Origin of the sequence: Deinococcus sp. QL22 (genome assembly GCF_023370075.1) — a bacterium.
Lineage (GTDB): Bacteria > Deinococcota > Deinococci > Deinococcales > Deinococcaceae > Deinococcus.
Map to the genome: position 1 here is coordinate 217,655 of NZ_CP097153.1, position 17,788 is coordinate 235,442.

General features: G+C 59.2%; 17 protein-coding genes. 9 read left to right on the forward strand and 8 right to left on the reverse strand.

Annotation, left to right across the window (positions count from 1 at the left end; all coding sequences use genetic code 11):
* Positions 1-110 precede the first annotated feature (110 nt).
* From M1R55_RS25720 to M1R55_RS25750, 7 genes are all read left to right on the forward strand, one after another.
* Positions 111-1,247 (forward strand): type III polyketide synthase, encoded by a 1,137-nt coding sequence (locus M1R55_RS25720; RefSeq protein WP_249395832.1) that lies wholly within the window; start codon positions 111-113, stop codon positions 1,245-1,247.
* Positions 1,247-1,972 carry a class I SAM-dependent methyltransferase gene (locus M1R55_RS25725; RefSeq protein WP_249395833.1) on the forward strand — a complete coding sequence of 242 codons (726 nt, stop codon included), beginning with the start codon at positions 1,247-1,249 and terminating at the stop codon, positions 1,970-1,972. Before M1R55_RS25720 ends, M1R55_RS25725 begins: the two co-directional genes overlap by 1 nt.
* On the forward strand, positions 1,965-3,092 hold the full coding sequence (locus M1R55_RS25730; protein ID WP_249395834.1) for an NAD(P)/FAD-dependent oxidoreductase: 1,128 nt from the start codon (positions 1,965-1,967) through the stop codon (positions 3,090-3,092). Before M1R55_RS25725 ends, M1R55_RS25730 begins: the two co-directional genes overlap by 8 nt.
* Before the next feature lie 78 nt (positions 3,093-3,170).
* Positions 3,171-4,649 carry a serine hydrolase gene (locus tag M1R55_RS25735; protein WP_249395835.1) on the forward strand — a complete coding sequence of 493 codons (1,479 nt, stop codon included), beginning with the start codon at positions 3,171-3,173 and terminating at the stop codon, positions 4,647-4,649.
* Between the two features lie 229 nt (positions 4,650-4,878).
* On the forward strand, positions 4,879-5,355 hold the full coding sequence (locus M1R55_RS25740; RefSeq protein WP_249395836.1) for a hypothetical protein: 477 nt from the start codon (positions 4,879-4,881) through the stop codon (positions 5,353-5,355).
* A 221-nt stretch (positions 5,356-5,576) separates the two neighbouring features.
* Positions 5,577-5,972 (forward strand): hypothetical protein, encoded by a 396-nt coding sequence (locus M1R55_RS25745; protein ID WP_249395837.1) that lies wholly within the window; start codon positions 5,577-5,579, stop codon positions 5,970-5,972.
* 27 nt (positions 5,973-5,999) lie between these two features.
* The gene (locus M1R55_RS25750) at positions 6,000-7,157 is read left to right on the forward strand and encodes a glutathionylspermidine synthase family protein (RefSeq protein ID WP_249395838.1); all 1,158 of its coding nucleotides are present in this window, start codon (positions 6,000-6,002) and stop codon (positions 7,155-7,157) included.
* A 240-nt stretch (positions 7,158-7,397) separates the two neighbouring features.
* Here M1R55_RS25750 and M1R55_RS25755 read toward each other — a convergent pair whose 3' ends face one another.
* Positions 7,398-7,658 (reverse strand): cold-shock protein, encoded by a 261-nt coding sequence (locus tag M1R55_RS25755; protein WP_249395839.1) that lies wholly within the window; start codon positions 7,656-7,658, stop codon positions 7,398-7,400.
* A 211-nt stretch (positions 7,659-7,869) separates the two neighbouring features.
* On the opposite strand from M1R55_RS25755, the gene M1R55_RS25760 reads away from it, so the two are divergent.
* Together M1R55_RS25760 and M1R55_RS25765 are read left to right on the forward strand one after the other, a co-directional pair.
* On the forward strand, positions 7,870-9,399 hold the full coding sequence (locus M1R55_RS25760; RefSeq protein ID WP_249395840.1) for an O-antigen ligase family protein: 1,530 nt from the start codon (positions 7,870-7,872) through the stop codon (positions 9,397-9,399).
* Positions 9,400-9,440: 41 nt separating this feature from the next.
* On the forward strand, positions 9,441-10,226 hold the full coding sequence (locus tag M1R55_RS25765; RefSeq protein WP_249395841.1) for a hypothetical protein: 786 nt from the start codon (positions 9,441-9,443) through the stop codon (positions 10,224-10,226).
* A 268-nt stretch (positions 10,227-10,494) separates the two neighbouring features.
* On the opposite strand, the gene M1R55_RS25770 is transcribed toward M1R55_RS25765, so the two are convergent.
* From M1R55_RS25770 to galE, 7 genes are all read right to left on the reverse strand, one after another.
* Entirely contained in the window at positions 10,495-11,508 is a 1,014-nt protein-coding gene (locus tag M1R55_RS25770) for a transposase (RefSeq protein WP_249395842.1), read from the reverse strand.
* A 330-nt stretch (positions 11,509-11,838) separates the two neighbouring features.
* Entirely contained in the window at positions 11,839-12,117 is a 279-nt protein-coding gene (locus M1R55_RS25775; protein WP_249395843.1) for a sugar nucleotide-binding protein, read from the reverse strand.
* Positions 12,118-12,130: 13 nt separating this feature from the next.
* Positions 12,131-13,963: a nucleoside-diphosphate sugar epimerase/dehydratase gene (locus tag M1R55_RS25780; RefSeq protein ID WP_249395844.1), complete on the reverse strand. Its 1,833-nt coding sequence runs from the start codon at positions 13,961-13,963 to the stop codon at positions 12,131-12,133.
* Between the two features lie 56 nt (positions 13,964-14,019).
* Entirely contained in the window at positions 14,020-14,580 is a 561-nt protein-coding gene (locus M1R55_RS25785) for a sugar transferase (RefSeq protein ID WP_249396129.1), read from the reverse strand.
* A gap of 41 nt (positions 14,581-14,621) precedes the next feature.
* Positions 14,622-15,089 carry a hypothetical protein gene (locus M1R55_RS25790; protein WP_249395845.1) on the reverse strand — a complete coding sequence of 156 codons (468 nt, stop codon included), beginning with the start codon at positions 15,087-15,089 and terminating at the stop codon, positions 14,622-14,624.
* A gap of 407 nt (positions 15,090-15,496) precedes the next feature.
* Positions 15,497-16,780, reverse strand: a complete 1,284-nt coding sequence (locus M1R55_RS25795) for a glycosyltransferase family 4 protein (RefSeq protein ID WP_249395846.1) — start codon at positions 16,778-16,780, stop codon at positions 15,497-15,499.
* The gene (gene galE, locus M1R55_RS25800; protein WP_249395847.1) at positions 16,777-17,784 is read right to left on the reverse strand and encodes a UDP-glucose 4-epimerase GalE; all 1,008 of its coding nucleotides are present in this window, start codon (positions 17,782-17,784) and stop codon (positions 16,777-16,779) included. Before galE ends, M1R55_RS25795 begins: the two co-directional genes overlap by 4 nt.
* Between the last annotated feature and the right edge of the window lie 4 nt (positions 17,785-17,788).

Sequence of the window (17,788 nt, forward strand, 5' to 3'; positions counted from 1 at the left end):
GGCTTGACGCAAGCTTAACAGTCATGTTTTTTGGGCCTGTTTTGTACAAACGGCAATGCAACCCCAACAAAGGAGACAGAGCCAGTCAGGTTGCCACTTTAGCCTGCGCTATGTCTGTTTTTCTGCATGCCCTAGAAACGGCGGTGCCGCCGTACGCCTACCCGCAATCCGAAATTCGGGATGTTTTGAAGGCCCAACCTGAACTTGACCGCCTCGGCCAGCGCATTATCGGCACTATTTTCAATGCGTCCGGGATAGACCAGCGGCACAGCGCCATCGGAGAATTTAAGCGCGGGCCGGGGGAAAGTGCGGGCGTGTTTTTCGACCCCGAAACGCGCCGGATGCTGAAGCCCGGCACAGGCGCACGCAACGAGTTTTATATCGTGGAGGCCAGCAAACTGTTCGTGCAGGCTGCCCGGCAGGTCATGGTGGCCAGTCCCGGCATTGCGGCGCATGAAGTGACCCATGTGATTACCGTGTCCTGCACCGGCTTTTTTGCCCCTGGCCCCGACTACGCGGTAGTGCGCGCGCTGGGACTGCGGCCCGACGTGCAGCGCTTTCACGTGGGTTTTATGGGCTGCTACGCAGCGTTCCCGGCCCTGAAAATGGCCAAAGCCTTTTGTGAAGCCGACCCGGACGCAGTCGTGCTGGTGGTCAGCGCCGAGCTGTGTACCCTGCACATGCGCTCCTCGAACGACGCCGACACCTTGATCGCCAGTTCCGTGTTTGCCGATGGAGCCGCTGCCGCGTTGGTCAGCGCCCGCCTGCCCAGTCCCGGCACACCGGTGCTCAGAATGGATCATTTTGAAACCACGCTCACGCCTGCCGGAGTGGGCGAGGCCGATATGGCGTGGACAATTGGCGACCTCGGCTACGAAATGGTGCTGAGTACTTATGTGCCCTCCATTATTGAGACGCATATTTCGGGAGCGCTGGAGCCGTTGATGGCGCGGGAGCCTGCACTGGCGGCTGGCCCGCAGAACGCCGTGCAGCGCTGGGCCATTCACCCCGGTGGGCGCAGCATTCTGGACAAGGTGCAGACCTCGCTGGGTCTGAGCGACGAACAATTGGAACCTTCCCGCAATGTGCTGCGGCAATACGGCAACATGAGCAGCGCCACTGTCATGTTTATTTTGCGCGACTTGCTGCACGGGGCGCAGGACGATGAGCGGGTCTGTGCAATGGCGTTCGGTCCCGGCCTGACGGTGGAGACTGGGCTGATGACCCGGCTCTCCGGACTGGATTAATGGTGCTAAAGGCTACTCTGAGACCCGACATCGATTTTCGCCGCCGCGCCGCAGAACTGACCGAACGCATGGATGACCCCGACTGCGACCTGACCAAGTTGCACCGCACCTACGCGCAGTTTGCCGCCGTGAACGCGTTGGTGTCGGGTTGGTGGGGCGTGTATACCGGGCAGATTCGGCCATACCTCAGGCGCGATCAGGCCGCGACCCTGCTGGATATCGGCTCGGGCGGGGGCGATGTGCCGCGCCGTTTGGCATACTGGGCGGCCCACGACGGTTTTCGGCTGCAGGTCACGGCCATTGACGCCGACGCGCGGGCGGTGGCGTATGCCTCTAGCCTCGGCACTGCGGCCAACTTGCAGTTCCGGCAGGCCTTCAGCGGCGACCTCGTGCAGGAAGGACAAACGTTCGATTTCATCACGTCCAACCATCTGCTCCACCACCTGACCGCGCCGGAACTGACCGCCTTGCTGGAAGACTCCGAGCGGCTGTGCCGGGTGGCCGTGATTCACAGCGACCTGGAGCGCAGCGCCCTCGCCTATGCGGCGTTCGGCGTGGGCATCGGGCCCTGGTTCCGGGGATCGTTTATTCGGGAAGACGGAATGCTGTCTATTCGCCGCAGCTACACGGCCCCGGAACTGGCGCAGGTGGCCCCGGCAGGCTGGCGGGTGCAGCGGCAGTGGCCGTACCGCACTCTGCTGACGTACCAAGCTCCCCATGCTTGACGTGCTGATCGTGGGCGGCGGCCCCGTCGGGCTGTTTCTAGGTTGCCTGCTGGCGGCGCGTGGCCTGAGTTTTCAGGTCTTGGAACGCCGCACCGAAGCGGGGGCACATTCGCGGGCCATCGGCATCCACCCCCCCGCGCTGGAGGCCTTTGAAGCGCTGGGCATCGCCTCTCCCCTGCTGGCGGCGGGCGTGCCCATCACTTCCGGCCTCGTGCGCGGCGAGCGCGGCGCGGTGCTGGGTGAACTGGATTTCCGGGCCGCGTCAGCCCGCTTTCCCTTTATCCTGTCGCTCCCTCAGCAGCGTACCGAGCAGATGCTGGAGGCCGAATTGGGGCGGTTGGCCCCCGGCACCTTTCAGCGTGGGGCCGAGGTGAAGGCAGTGCAGGACGCTGGGGCACATGTCCAGATTACCTATGAACAGCGCGGGCAGACGCACAGCGCACAGGCCCGCTACGTGGTCGGGGCGGACGGCTGCCGCAGCCCCATGCGCGGGCTGGCACAGATTCCGTATCCGGGGGCCACTTACGCCGACAAGTACCTGATGGGCGATTTTCCCGACACCACCGTATTTGGGGCGGCGGCGGTGATCGGACTGCACGCGGGCGGGGTGCTGGAATCTTTTCCACTGCCGGGGGGATTGCGGCGCTGGGTGGCCCGGACAGACTCGCTGCACTCAGCGCCGGAAGCCGCCGACCTGACCACCCTCGTGCAGGAACGCAGCGGCCACGCCCTGCCACACGCCGAATGCTCGATGCTCAGCGCCTTCGAGGTGCGCCACCATTTGGCCGCCCAGATGGTGCGGGACCGCCTGATCCTGATCGGAGACGCGGCCCACGAGGTCAGCCCGATTGGGGGGCAGGGCATGAATCTGGGTTGGCTGGACGCTGCAGCGTTGGCAGATGTTTTCAGCGGCGGAGCCTCGGCAGCAACGTTGGCCACTTTCCAGCGGCGTCGTCTGCGCTCGGCCCGCATCGCCACCCGGCAGGCCGAAATCAATATGTTTTTTGGCCGTCCGGCAGGAGCAGCAGCGCAGCGCAGGCGCGAACGGCTGGTGCGCGGGCTGCTGAGTTCGGGCGCTGAACCGCTGCTGGCAAAAGCGTTTACGATGCGCTGGCTGTAGATGAAGCGCGTGAATAAAACAAATGGTTAGCCGGTCATCTCCTGACGTCTATAAGGCCGCGGTCTGCTACGGTCAGGTATGCGCCCTCACGTCCTGATTGTCCTGACTGCCTCTGCTGTCGCCTCTGCTCAAAGCAGTGAGGTGACCACTTCTGCAGCGGCCATCACCCGCTTACTGGGGGCCGAGCAACCGCAGGCCGAGTGGTTTGCGCCCGAATTCCTTGCTCAAGTGACGTTTGAAACCATCAACGCGCAGCTGGCCGGGATTCGTCAGTCAATTGGGGCATTCGTGCGGCTGGATCCGGGGCAGGGGCAACCGCTGGCTGTCTTTGAGCGCGGCACGCTGCTGATTACTACCGCACCTGTAGACGCGCAGGGCCGCCTGACCAGCTTCGGCGCAGTGCCCGGCCCAAGTTCGCCTGCGGCCCAGACGCCTCAAATCTCCTCACTCCTGACCCGCGTTTTTGAGCCAGGACAGGTAGACGCCGCCCTTTTTGCACCAGACTTTTTGGCCGCCGTACCTGTGGCGTCGTTGCAACAAACCCTGAACAGTGTGCGGGCCCAGTTTGGAGCCTTCGTGCGGGTGGATCTTTCTCAACCCGTGCCACAAGTTATTTTCGAGAACGGAACACTAAATGTCACGACTTTTGCCCTCAATGATGGGGGCCAGATTTCGGGCCTCGTGATCGCACCTGCCACACCCGAAGCTTCGTTTGCGACATTGGTCGAGGCTCAAGCTGCCTTTGCCGCGCTGCCGGGGCGGGTCAGCCTACTGGTGCGCGAAGTAGGCAGTTCTCAGCCGCCACTCGCCGCGCTGAGTTCGGGCCGTCTGCTGGCGGTGGCATCCTCCTTCAAGCTGGCAATTTTGGGCGAGTTGCAGGCCCAGATCAATGCGGGCCAGCGGGCCTGGACGGATGAGGTGACGCTGGAGGACCCCGACAAGAGCCTGCCCAGTGGGAGCCTGCAAAACGAGGCGACGGGCAGCCTCTACTCCCTGCGCGATTTGGCGACCCGCATGATCAGTGTGAGCGACAACACCGCCACCGACCTGCTGCTGCGCGTGGTGGGGCGGGCGGCGGTAGAAGCACGGCTGGGGCAAACGGCCATGCCCAGTACCCGCGAGGCCTTTGCACTGAAGAATCCGGCCAACTTGGAGTTGCTGCGGGCCTACCGTTCGGCGGGCCTGAACCGGGCGGCGCGGCGGGCCGTGTTGACTCAGGCGGCCACCGCGCTGCTGCCGGGTACAGGCGTGTTTGCAGGCGGCCCTGTCGCGCAGGACGTGGAATGGTTTGCCAGCACCGAGCGGCTGTGCAACCTGATGGCCGAGGTTGCTGCCCTGCCGGAAACCCAGTTCAATCCCGGTGTAGCAGACGCCAACGATTTTGAGGACATCAGCTACAAAGGCGGCAGCGAGGGCGGCGTGCTGAACCTGACCACGCAGGTGACAACCAAAGCGGGCCGCACGCTGTGTATCAGCGCCACTTGGAATGACGCCCGCAATCTCAATGAAGGTCAGTTTCTAGGATTGTACACAGGCCTCCTCAAGCTGCTGCGCTAAGCAGAATTGGACTTGGTGAAGGCGCTCTCCTTGTTCAGACTCGTGGAAATTCCCGGGTTGATTGAGGATGGTCAATGCCACGTGGGTTCTGTCGGTGGCCGGGGCGTTCGGCGGCACTTGCGGCCCAGGCAATAGGCAGCAGGAGACGGCCTCTCAGCTCTGGTGTTACTCTCCGCTTCAGCAGGCAAGGACGGCAGCGCCCCGCACTGGCCCCGCACCAAAGGAGAACATGGATCTCACTTCAACCGCCTCCCTCATCCTCACCGAAATCCTCTGGAACATCCTGGTCTGGATTCCCACCGTCTTGATCAGCCTGGTGTTTATCCGCGTGCTGCTCGGGATCAGGCCCCGCGAATTGATCGTGGAGATAGAAGATCATCAGACGGCGGCCATTGGCGCGGTGTTCTTCTGGGTGTCTCTGGGCTTCAGCATGCTGCTCAGTCGGACGATTGCCGACGCCCCGAGTCAGGCGACCGCGTCGTGGGGTGAGGCGTTCTCCTGGTTTGGCATTGCCCTGCTGGTGTCTCTAATCATGTTCAGCCTGGGGCTGGTGGCGGTCTTTGGCAGCCTGGCCCGCCGACGCCGTGAACCGATTCTGGCCTACATTCAGCGGGAGCTACGGCAGGAACACAACTTGGCCCTGTCCTTTATCATGGGCGCGCTGTTCATCGTGCCAGTCATTGTCGCCTACCACATCACGTTGTAGAGGAGCTGGGCCACCCTGATCTCAGGCGGCCACTGCACCGCACGGCTGACCCCTGAAGGGTTGACGGGCCAGCCGTCCGTCACCACCGCCCTGGGCATCTTTGGGCTGGGCACTCTCCGCACAGACCACCGTAGCTCAGCGTCCAGAATGAGGCCCGTCCCTCTGGCCCCGTAACGCGCAGCCGTTATCCTGTATGTCCCTGACTTCTTTGATGAGGTGCCATGAAGAAACTGTTTCACCTCCCCCTGCTGACCTCGTTGCCGCTGCTGCTCACAGCCTGCGCGGGAAGTGACGACCGCATTGACCTGAACGGGTATCAGCGCAAGTCCTTCAACACGGAGGCCGAATGCCGGGCGTATTACCGCGTTCAGATCGAGCGCGGCCTGACCTATCCCTGTGAGCGCAGCGGCAGCGGTGCGCGGTTCATTTACTTTGGGCCTTACTTTCTGGGTGGGTTCACCAACACCACCTATCTGGGCTACCGCCGCACGGGGGGGGTGAACTCCAGCGGCCTGCAGTTCAAGAACGGCACCTATGTGGGCAGCTACACCGCGCCGTCCGTCTCGCGGGGCGGGTTCACCAGCGGCTCGCGCTCCGGCGGCAGCTTTGGCGGGTAAATTCCTGCACCGGAACGGCAGAGGCACATGCAGCGCCTGACCTGTCCGGCCCGGCCCGACTGGCGCGGGCGGCTGTCCAGCATGGGCATGACCTGGTTCGACGCCACGCCGGAACATCCAGTGCCCTACTGGACGGAAACCGCTGCCTACGCCTTCACTTCGGCCCAGATTCGCACGCTTCAGGCGGCCAGTCAGGAGCTGACCGATCTGGTGCTGGCGGCCACAGGGCACGCCATAGAACATCGCCGCCTGACCGAACTGGGGATTCCGGTCTGGTTGCATGACGCCGTGCAGGCCTCCTGGGAGCGTGACGATCCGAGCGTCTATCTGCGCCTTGATCTGGCCTACAGCGGAGAGGGTCAGCCCAAACTGTTGGAAGTCAATGGGCAGACCCCCACCAGCCTGATCGAGGCCGCCATCTGTCAGTGGCACTGGCTGGAAGACCAGCAAGCCTGCGGCGCGCTCGCTCCTGACCTGTCACAGTGGAACACCATTCACGAGGGTCTGGGCGAACAGTGGCAGCATCTGGTGGGGGCGCACGGCCTCCAACACGTCACGTTCAGCAGCGCCCGCAACGACGAGGACTACGCCACCGTCACCTATCTGCGTGATCTGGCGCAGGCAGCTGGGGCGGCGACCAGCCAGCTCTTTGCCGAAGACCTGGGCACCTCGCCCGACCATGCCCACCTGCTGGACGGGTGGAGCCTGCCCATTCGGAACCTGATGTGGCTCTGGCCGCTGGAATTCGCCTGGGAATCGCGTGACGCGCCTGTCCTGGCCACCACCCAGACCCGCTTCATCGAGCCCCTCTGGAAAGCGGTGAGCAGCAGTAAAGGCCTGCTGGCGCTGCTGCACGAGCTGTCTCCCGGACATGAGTTGCTGTTGCCTGCCACCCTGAATCCCGGCACCCTGGAGATCCCGGGTGTGCTGAAACCGCTGTTCTCTCGCGAGGGGCAGAATGTGACCCTGCCCGGCCAACCCAGCACCCCCGGCGAGTATGGAGATCTGTCCTGTGTGGAGCAGGCGTACACCGCCCTGCCTGAATTCATGGCCGAAGACGGCACGGCCCGCTATCCCGTGTTGGGCGTCTGGGTGGCGGGAAGTGAAGTCTGTGGGCTGGGCATCCGGGAAGGCCGAGGGCGCGTGACCGACAACCGCGCCAGCTTCATTCCGCACTTTACCTAGCCGGTTTCTGACAACCTAGAACAATTGTCCGAACGACAGGTGAAAACGTAAGGGTGGGCGCAGCGATCTGGGGCGAGCGAGTGGGGCAAATACAGCCTGAAGTGACGGGAGCTGCAAGTGGCGCGGAGGCCGTATAAATTCTCGGAACTTTCCGGAGGACTCAAGCCCAGAGACCGACAACCCAACAAAAAGAAGGGAACCCGTCAAGGCTCCCTTCTCTACATTGAGTGAGTGCTCGGATTACCAGCGGTCGTCGCGGCGGGGGCGGTCGCTGAACGCAGGTGCAGGAGCAGCCTTCGTGACAACGATGTTCTTGGCCTGGGGGCCTTTTCCGCGCTGGCCTTCTTCAACTTCGAATTCCACTTCGTCGCCTTCGTTCAGCTTCTTGAAGCCGTTGCTCTGGATGGCGCTGAAGTGTGCAAACACGTCGGGGCTGCCGGGTGTTTCGATGAAGCCAAAGCCTTTCTCTGCGTTAAACCATTTCACTTTACCTGCGGCCATGTTCTACTCCTCGAATCCCAAAATACGAAAAGGCGTCCGGTAGATTACTCGGAGCGCCCCTTGTTCACTGCGTACTGAGGAAAACTCTTTGCAGAGTATAGCGCACCAGACGAGGGGTGTACAGCGGCGGGCGAAAGCGCAGTGATTGGGGTTGCTCTGGCCTGCGCCGCTTCTCTGCCGCGCAGCGCCCCCACCCCGCTATAGTTCGTGGGTGTCCGTTCCCCCTGATTCCCCCGCCTCCCCGCCGCGCTGGATTGCGCCGTGGCTGGCAGCTTCACCAGCGATGTATCTGCTCTCGCCGCTGGCCTTGCTGGCCCTGCCCTACCTCCGCACCCTGCCTCAGCCTGTGCTGTGGATTCTGGGGTTCTATGCGCTGAGCCAGCAACTACCCGCCCTGTTTTCTCCAGAACCACTGCTGGCCAGTGCCACCGCCCTCGTCCGGACGGCCCTAATGTTCGGGCTGATCGGCGTTGGGGTGGCCCTCAAAGACAGCCAGCGCCTGCGCCCCTTGGCGATTGGGGTGGCGATCATTTACGCCACCGCCCTTATTTTTAGTGTGGCGGGCGGCAACGATTTTCTAATCAGCCGCCTCACGCACCCCTATATGACGCCCATCGCCCTCGGTCTGGCAGGCGCATTCGGCATCTGGACGGCGCTGTTCATACAGGGCCACCTTCTCTGGCGGGTTCCCTTGGGGCTGGCCGCTATTGGCATTTTGCTGCTCTCCGGCAGCCGGGGGCCACTGGCGGCGGCGCTGGTGGGTTGTATGGCGGGCCTGATTGTCCGGCGGGGGCGCAAGACCGCACTGGCCCTCCTTCTGGGGGCAGTCGTCCTGCTAGGCGGCTTCTATGTCGGAGACCGCCTGGGCATCAGCGCCGTCTCCCGGCTGGGCAGTGCCGATACAACAGGCCGTGACATCGTCTGGTACAACACCCTAACCGTGATTCAGAGTGAGCCTTGGTCAGGGGTGGGCAGCTACCGACTCGGCAAGTATCTCGCGCCGCCTTCGGAAAGCTGCCCGGTGGTCACGACGTTAGTAGACAATACAGGGTGTCCTGAGTGGATCGAGAAGCTGGGCAGTCCATGGCTGATCGCGCACAACTTGACGTTGCAGCAGCTGGCAGAAACGGGGCCTTTGGGCCTGCTGGGCCTGTTTGTCCTGCTCGGCTCCATCGGAGCGGCGGCCTTGACTACCCGCAACTCCTTGGCCGTAGCCGTTTTGTCTGGTCTGTTGGCAGCCACGATCACCGACAATACCCTGCTGGTGCCCACTCCGTTCTTCGGGGAAGTGTTTTGGGTGGTAGCCGGGATGCAACTGCTGCATATGCCGGTGCTCAAGGCCTCAGCAGGATGGTTGGGAGCAGGGCTGGGAGCGGTGTTGTCGACGCCGCTGTTCGCTAATGCACTGATCATGACCCCACACCTAACCCAACGAGAACAGATAACACTTTTGATCGCTCCCAATAGCAATGTAAGCCAAAAACAATACACTGCATTTGTGCAATTGAACGCCCCCTCTGGACAATATAGAGCTGCACTTCATAGCTGCAATAGCTATTGTAAGCCATTGGAAACGTTGTCTTTTGAGATTTCAGAGTCCATTTCGCCTCTGCTGACTTTTAAGGTGTTTTTGCCTCTGCAGGAAGAACAAACTTTAGAATTGCGTCTCTTGCCCGGACGTTCTTCCCTTCATATCCAGCCTCTGAGTATCAAACGCTGGACGGTTAGGCAGCGTTTATGAGTGTTTCGTCTCGTATATTGTTCTTCTTACCCTTGGCACTGTTGACCACAATAGTGACGTGGCAATCTCAGCGTTCCTCATCAGCAGTTCCTTTAAGAGTCGTTGAGCCCAAACTGGCTTGCATACAGCCGCCACGCTTCCGCATCGGATATCAGCGGGAGGGAAATGGAGTCTCCTTAAAGGAGACTGAGGTCGATTTTCAGGGTTTTGCATGGATAGAGGCGGCAGTGTGTAGTGCAGGTACCCTGACCATCACTGCCGATGGTGAAGTGGCGGCAAACGAGGCACCCATCCTTCAGGTGGCTTTAGACAGAGAGCTGCTGCTCCAAGAAGGTTTTGAAGATCTGAAAACCGTCAAGGTGCGCGTTCCCCATCGTGGTCGTTTAGTTATTGGTTACTTCAATGACTATTACCTCTCTGATGTCAGAGTCGCCACATTGGAAGCTTTCAAATTTACAGGCGTAAGATGTAATGAGGTCAACATTGATGTTCCGAAGTCTACAGGGGGGGAGTGGAATACCGCCACCCGCACAGCTTCATTGATCTTCAGTGTTCCAATGACCATTCGGCCTTGCAGTGCTGGTATCCTTTCAGTCGGGGTTTTGGGAAGAGCAGGTCTAAACGTCTTCCCAAATCTCACATTTCGGCAAAAGAACATTGTATTGAAGTCCATACAAACGTCTGCACAACCACAAAATATAGCGCTGCAGGTAATGGATACTCCCATAAGTGTGACGCTCAACAATCCTTATTTCAAACAATTGGCTGATCGCAACCTCAACATCAGGGCCTTGGTATTTACGCCTGATCGTTCCACTGCACCCTGAGGGTGTGCCAACGTTCAATGTTCAGCGAAACGTCTGCTGGAAGCGTGACGGACGCCTGCGCACGGCTCCCTTCCTGTACCTCAGAATTTCTGCGCCTCGCCGACTCAAATACGCTTTTTTGCTCTGTCACAACATGAGCTTGCCTCGCTTGTGCGGCTCTTCCGCATTCCCGATACCGCTGGTTTACTGAGATGCCCCTGACGAACCGGGCCTTCCGAAGGCGAATTTTCTTTCTACCAAGAGTTTCCACGGGTATCCCAATCGCGTGTCACGCGGCGTGGGGTTGTTGTGCCACAGGCTGCACCTCGGTCAGGACGTACAACTCCGTGTGTCGTGCCGCCCGGCGCTGAGCCGCTCGCCACGCCAATTGCGGCTGCTCCTGACGGACGAGCAGCACCGCATGGAGAGCCTCGACCACGCACCAAGCCCAGTTGTCTTGAGCTTGGATGGTTCGACAACGGCAGCGTCCCAGCGCGAAGTTTTGCTTCATCAAGCGGTGAATGACCTCAATACCCCAGCGGGCCTTCCAGGCCCGCAACAACGTCCGGACGGTCAAGGCAGGGTCAAACGTGCTGAACAGGAAAAAGCAGCTCCATTCGCCATGAACCTTGCGCCAAACGATCAGCACATCGAAGGCCCCGACTGCACGCGACACGGGGAGCCGACGGACACGCCAAGCGAACTCAGCATAGAGATGGCACCGTTCGGGGAGAAAACGCACCGCCAGTGCGTTGAGGGTGAGTGTCTCACCCTCAACTTCAACACTCATATTCCGCTTGGCACGCACCAGGACGGGAATCTGGGTGTCGTGACTGAAGGTCACGACCTCATCTCGTCCAAACTCTACATCAAGCAGCACCCCAACGATGGACACCCCGGCCTCCCGGCACTGCGTGACGGTGTGAATCATCTCTTGGGTCGCGGTGCGGTACGGATACGCGGGCGTCTCCAACAGGCCAGAGACTTTGAACCGCTCCAACAGTGGCGTCGGATCGGCCCCAAACTTCACCAAGGCTGCTGAGGTGAATTGATGGCCCAATTGAGTCCGTGCCTGCCCACTGTAATGAAAGTTCAGACCCTCCATCTCCAGCCCCGCGTGCGGCACCATCACAAAGTCTATGGCCAAAAATGCGCCACAGGGCGCATTCTTGGCGCGACGCTGAAGATCTTGGTTCGTCGTGAACGATTGCTGTGCCAGTCCATGGCACAGCGTGCTTTTCCGGACGGTGCTGTAGGGGGCGATGCCACTCACACGGGTGGCAAGGTTCAACAACGCAGTCACAATGCTGAGCGGTAGGCTGGAGGAGCGAGGCAGAGACACTTCGCATGAAGGCCCACGAGACCGGGGAATTTCAATCCCCACCTCAAGGGCCTTCGTTGCTGTCGCCATAAATCCCTGCGTGGAAACTCTTGATCGGCGTTTACGAGCCAATGGAAAACCTGCCAAGGTGGCGTTAATCGCGCTTGGTCGCAAATTGTTACGGATAGGACTGGCCGTCGGGATATCGGGGCAGCCGTTCAGCGAAACGTACGTGAAACCAGCTTAAAACCACCTATGGAGTGCTCTGGCGAACGGGCAACCAGTGTAACCAATCTCCAAAAACTACGCTATCTATTCGCGGTGAATAAGCTTCGCTCCAACCATTCGGGTAGCCTCGGCGACGTGGCTTATTCCTTCCACGTTGACCCGCCAGCACTGCTCGCGCTCCTGCTCTGCTGCCCCAATATTGGTGTACGCCGCCGCATGCACGATCAGTTCAGGCTGCTCCCGCTCAATGACACGCCGAACTTGTTTTAGGTCGGTCACATCTAGCTCACGGCTACTGGGTGCAAGAATTTGGGGCAACAGCGCTTGTAGTTCAGTTCCGAGCCGCCCGCCACCACCAGTCATTAAATTTTTGCCATCAGCGGATGCTCCCAAATTTATTCTCCGGAATCATGCGGGCCAGATCCTTGCGGATCGCTTCTGCATCGTTCTGCTCAGCGTGGGTACGCAGCAGGCGCAGCTGTTCATGAATCGTCGTCGGTTCTACCCGGCCCAATTTGGCGCTGAAGATTTCGCTGTGGGTGGTGGCGTCCGTACCTTCCCCGCTGGTCAGCAGTTCTTCATACAATTTTTCGCCGGGGCGAATGCCGCTGTAGACCACGTCCACATTTTGAGCACCACTCAGACGAATAACGTCGTGGGCGAGATCAGAGATTTTGACGGGATCACCCATGTTAAGCACGTAGACTTTGCCGTTTTCAGCGAGGCCACCTGCTTGTAACACGAGGCGGGCCGCTTCGGGGATGGTCATGAAGTAGCGCACCATTTCCGGGTGCGTGACGGTGATGGGGCCGCCTGCCCGAATTTGGGCCATAAACGTGGGCACGACGCTGCCCCGGCTGCCCAGCACATTGCCGAACCGTACGGATACGAAGGCCTGTGTTTCACGGGCGCGCGCGGCACCTGCTGACACAACCATTTCTGCGACACGCTTGGACGCCCCCATAACGCTTGTCGGATTGACAGCCTTATCAGTGGAGACATTCACGAGGCGGGCCACACCAAATTCCAAGCACAGATCAACGACGTTGCGCGTGCCCATCACGTTGTTCAGGATCGCCTCAGAGGGCGTCTGTTCCATCAACGGCACGTGCTTATGGGCCGCCGCGTGGAAGACCACTTCCGGGCGGTAGTCTCTAAACACCGTTCGCAGGCGGGCCTCGTCGCGCACATCTCCGATGAGACCCATCTGCTTGATTTCCGGCCAGGTTCGGGCCAATTCCTGCTGAATACCGAAGATACTGTTTTCGCCCCGCCCGAACAGCAAAATGGTGGACGGCGTGAATGCAGCGATCTGACGGACGATTTCGGAGCCGATGCTACCGCCTGCGCCGGTAACCAGAATGACGCGGCCTCGGATATATCCCGCAATTTCACCGGTATTGAGTTTGACCGCCGGGCGACGCAGCAAGTCTTCCAAATTGACATCCCGAATCTGGTTGATACTGACGTCACCGCTAAGGATTTCAAAGACGCCGGGAATGATGCGGTGCCGAAGCTGGGCATCACGGGCCAGATCGACGACACGGCGAACGAAATCCCCGGTTGCCGACGGCACCGCGATCAAGACTTCCTGTGCCCCCTCACGCTGGACCACGGCGGGCAAGTCCTCAATCCGTCCAAAAACAGGTAGGCCCACCACCCGCTGACGCTGCTTGCCGGGTTCGTCATCCAGAAATCCAATTGGGAGCAAGCCCGCTTCTGGGTGACGCTGCATCTCACGGGCTATCAGGCTGCCCGCGTCTCCTGCACCGACAATCAGAACCCGCTGCTGCGGCCCGGCAACCTGGCGCCGCGTCTGCTCGCTGGTCAGGCGGGTGGCTAGCCGAACGCCGCCCATCAGCAAAAAACCCAACACTCCGGCCAACAGCGGCACACTGCGGGGAAGTTGCAGCCAAGTTTGCAGGACAAAGCCCAGAGCAAACATAATCAGCGTCGCTACGGCCACAGCGCGGGCCAACACCGTCAGGTCAAGAATTCCCGCCCGGTGCCAGGCCTGCCGGGGGAGGTGGTAGTGCCACGCCAACAGGCCCATGACGACCATGCTCAGGAGGACGTAGCCCCAGACATTCACCGGGATGCCGGAAGCCAACAGGGAAGGTTTGCGGAAAGCGTATGCCAAAAGCGCCGCTAACGTCCAAAGAACTAAGTCAAAAATGAATTTTAGAATTGATGATGGAATTACCTTCATACCATGTACTCCTAGGGATAGGAAATCAGAATCCAGCCTGGCCCATCCGCAACCGCTTAATACGCGCCGCGTGCCCCGGTCAAGCTCCGTAGCGTGTAAATCAGAATAAGGACATCAGTCAAGAGACCAAGGTGCCGCAAGTAAGTGTAATCGCGTTCTATTTTCTGGTCGTCGGGCAAATCATCACGTCCCGTCACCTGGGCCAAGCCAGTGATCCCTGGACGCAGCTGGTGAATTCCACGCTGTTCTCTGCCCGTGAGCACCACTTGTTGTGTCAGCAATGCTGGGCGCGGCCCGACCAAACTCATCTCTCCGCGGATCACGTTGAGGAGCTGCGGCAATTCATCCAAGCTGCTGCGGCGCAAGAAAGGGCCAAGACGAGTGTAAGGCGTCAAACCCAAACGGCGCATCTCTTCGGTGGAGATACTGGGAGTATTTCGCTTCATGGTTCGGAATTTATAAATGACAAAAGGTTTATGCCAACGTCCAGCCCGCTCCTGTTTGAACAACACAGGCCCTGGATCATCCAAAAAGATAAGGAGCGCCACCACGAGTAGTACGGGCCACAGCACCAACAGGGCGATACTTGCGGCCAAACAGTCACACAACTGCTTCATCTGCAGATAGGTAGACAGCAGTGGAGGCGGATTAAAAGGCGTCACAACATGCCCAGTTGGCGCAGCTGGGACGCTTCCTGGGCAATGCCAGAGAAGAACATTCGGGGCGTATAGGCCAACTCTCGCTGGGCGGCAGAGATGTCAAATGCCTTGTCCTCTTGCAACCGAATAATTTGCTCCTGCTTGAGTGGAAAGCGGGGCACCCGTTGCAGGAGTCCGACAACAGCCGCCACTGGACGGACTGGAATGAAAATCATCAGGCCACGCCGTCCGACAGCATGGAATGCCTCATCCACAATTTGACGGTAAGGCAACGCTTCAGGCCCTGCGAGATTAAACTCGCCGCGTGCATCTTGAATGACTGCCTGCGCGATTCCGTGTGCCAAGTCTTCTACATGAACAGGTTGCATCAGAGCCCGCCCTGAACCGAACACGGGATAGATCGGAACCTTGGCGACCAGGCGCAACAGTTTGTGCATGTTGTGATCGCGCTCATTGCCGTAGATCATACTGGGACGGAGGAGGGTAGTTTCAACTGGGCCGCGCCTCATTTCTTCTTCAATTTCACGGTAAAGCGCGGAGTAGGAATGGTGTTTCGAGAACACACCTGTAGTTGTTACGCAAAATGACCGTCTCACCCCAACCTCAGCCACTGCGGGCAGCATAGTACGGGCGTGGCGAAGATTTGCGGTTTCTAACAAGACATCGTCCGGTTTGACAACCCCCAAGTAGCTTTGAGGCCGGTCTAGATCACAGACATGCCAAGGCACCCCCAACTGCTCGAGGGGGGCCGGATCAGTCGTCTGACGAATTAAGGCCAGTACCGGAAGATCAGGTCGTATGGTCCGGAGACGTGTAAGGGTGGCTAGGCCAGTATTGCCAGTGGCCCCCGTCATGAGCAGTCGCTTGTGCATCCTTAACCTCTCTGGTAACCACGCAGGCCGTGAGACGGGCGGCGAATGAGCAAATTTATCAGCGTAAATACGAAAACCGTGCAAAGAGCAACCCACCAAAGCCCGTTCAAACTTCGTGGATGAGATGACCGACCCGCCTGAGCTTTGGCCAGAAGCTGTTGGTAGAGCGTGTCCCATTCTTGCCACAGACGCTCCTGAGCAAAATCTTGCTGTACCCACGCTTTTCCCTGTTGACCAAGACGCCGCCGCAGAGGTTCGTCATGCGCCAAACGTTTCATCGCCCGTGCGAGGTCATCAACATCACCTACGGCTACCCTTAGGCCAGTCACCTGCTCTTGCACTGCGTCACGTGCGCCTGTGGCGTCTGTGGTGATCAGTGGAAGTCCTAGCGCCGCTCCTTCTAACGCAACTGTGGGAAAACCTTCCCGGTAGGTGGGCAGTACCAACACATCAATCAGGCCATAGTAGGGCACGACATCTGAAGCGTAGCCCGCAGATATGATCGTGTCCGTGGTCTCGATCTGATGCCGCGTGGTGTCATCTACGGGATCACCCGTCTCAAAGTCACCGACGAGCAGCAGGCGTGCCTGCGGGTACATCTGATGCAAGTGATGGAAAGCAGCGACCAGTTCGCGTATCCCCTTGTCGCGGGTCAACCGACCCACGAACCCATAGACGAGCGCTTCTTCAGGAAGTCCCAGTTCCAGACGCAAGGCCTGAACTTTCGCATGTTCAATGCGCATCTCCCGAATTCCGTTGACACTGCCGTGATGAAGTGTGATGATCCTTTCAGGCGACACCAGGCCCAAGGCAAGCGAACGCTCGCGCAAGCTTGGACTCACAGCCACCACTTGATGGGCACACAGCATGGTGAGCCGCTCCGTCCACACCAGGAGCTGACGCTTGACTCCTACTGAAGTTTCTAGCCGCAGGCCGTGAAGCGTATACACTCGCACGGGCACCCTCCACAGAGCAGAGACGATACCGCCGACAAGTCCAGTTTTAGGATTGCCAAAATTGACGATGTCTGGCCGCGTTTTGAGCATAATCTGATGCAACTGCCACATCGAACGCAGGTCACGAACGGGATCAATCTCGCGGCTGACCTCTAATGGAAAGGTACGGACTCCCTCTTGACGGCTGACCTCGGCCAACTCCCCGCCATCGCCCACAGACGACACGAAAACCGTTTCATAACCACGGCGCTGCATTTCAGCCAACTGGCCCCGCAGATACCACAAGGCACTTTGGGGGATGGTCAAAAGATACATCAGGGTAGGTTTCATATTGAACTGGCCTGCTGTGTTCTGAGGGACTGCCAAGTTAAAGCGTCTTGAATACCTTGCCTAAGAGTCAGCTTTGGCGTCCAATTGAGTAGGGTTTGCGCCCGACTTGTATCCGCAAATGCCCCAGCTGTGTCACCTGCCCGCCGCCCACCAATGCGCACGTTAATAGGCAGTCCAGTAACATCTAAAAAGGCGTCTACACATTCACGAACGGTCACACCCACGCCAGAACCGACGTTAATAATAATGAGGTCACCAGCTGATTGCGTGGGCCTCACGACATAACTCAGCGCCGCCAAATGGGCCTGCGCCAAATCCCATACATGAATGTAGTCGCGGACAGGGGTACCATCACGCGTAGGGTAATCATCGCCGTTGATTACGAATTCGCCACCCGCTTTGGCAGCGAGAGCTGTCAGCTTGCCCAAAATATGGGATGGATCAGTTTTGTAAGGCCCGGAGCGCATCATTGGATCAGCACCAATGGGATTGAAATAGCGCAAGGCAACAGCTGAAGCACCTGCCTCAATACACATATCGCATAGCACTGACTCGAACATCAGCTTGGAGCGAGCATAGGGGCTGAGTGGGTGTACCGGAGCCTCTTCTGCCAGTCCACTATAGCCTGTACCGCCTTCGTACACCGCTGCAGTGGAACTGAAGATAATCTGCTTTACGCCACGCTCTAACACCCAACGGGTCAATGTGGCCGCCTTGAATAGGTTTTCTGTGTAATAGAGAGAGCGGAGACGCATAGATTCTTCAACATCTATGAGTGCTGCAAAATGCATCAACACAGTGATATCGGGGTGATCGGAAAAGAGTCGCTCCAGTAATTCAGGATCTGCCATATCACCTACATACAACGGATGCAGCGAGACAAATTCAGGTTGCCCCTGAATCAACGAATCTATGATAACTGGACTGTAGCCTGCATCAGCAAGTGCCGAGACGACAGTACTGCCAATGTAACCTGCCCCACCCGTAATTAGAATCTTCATCATATCT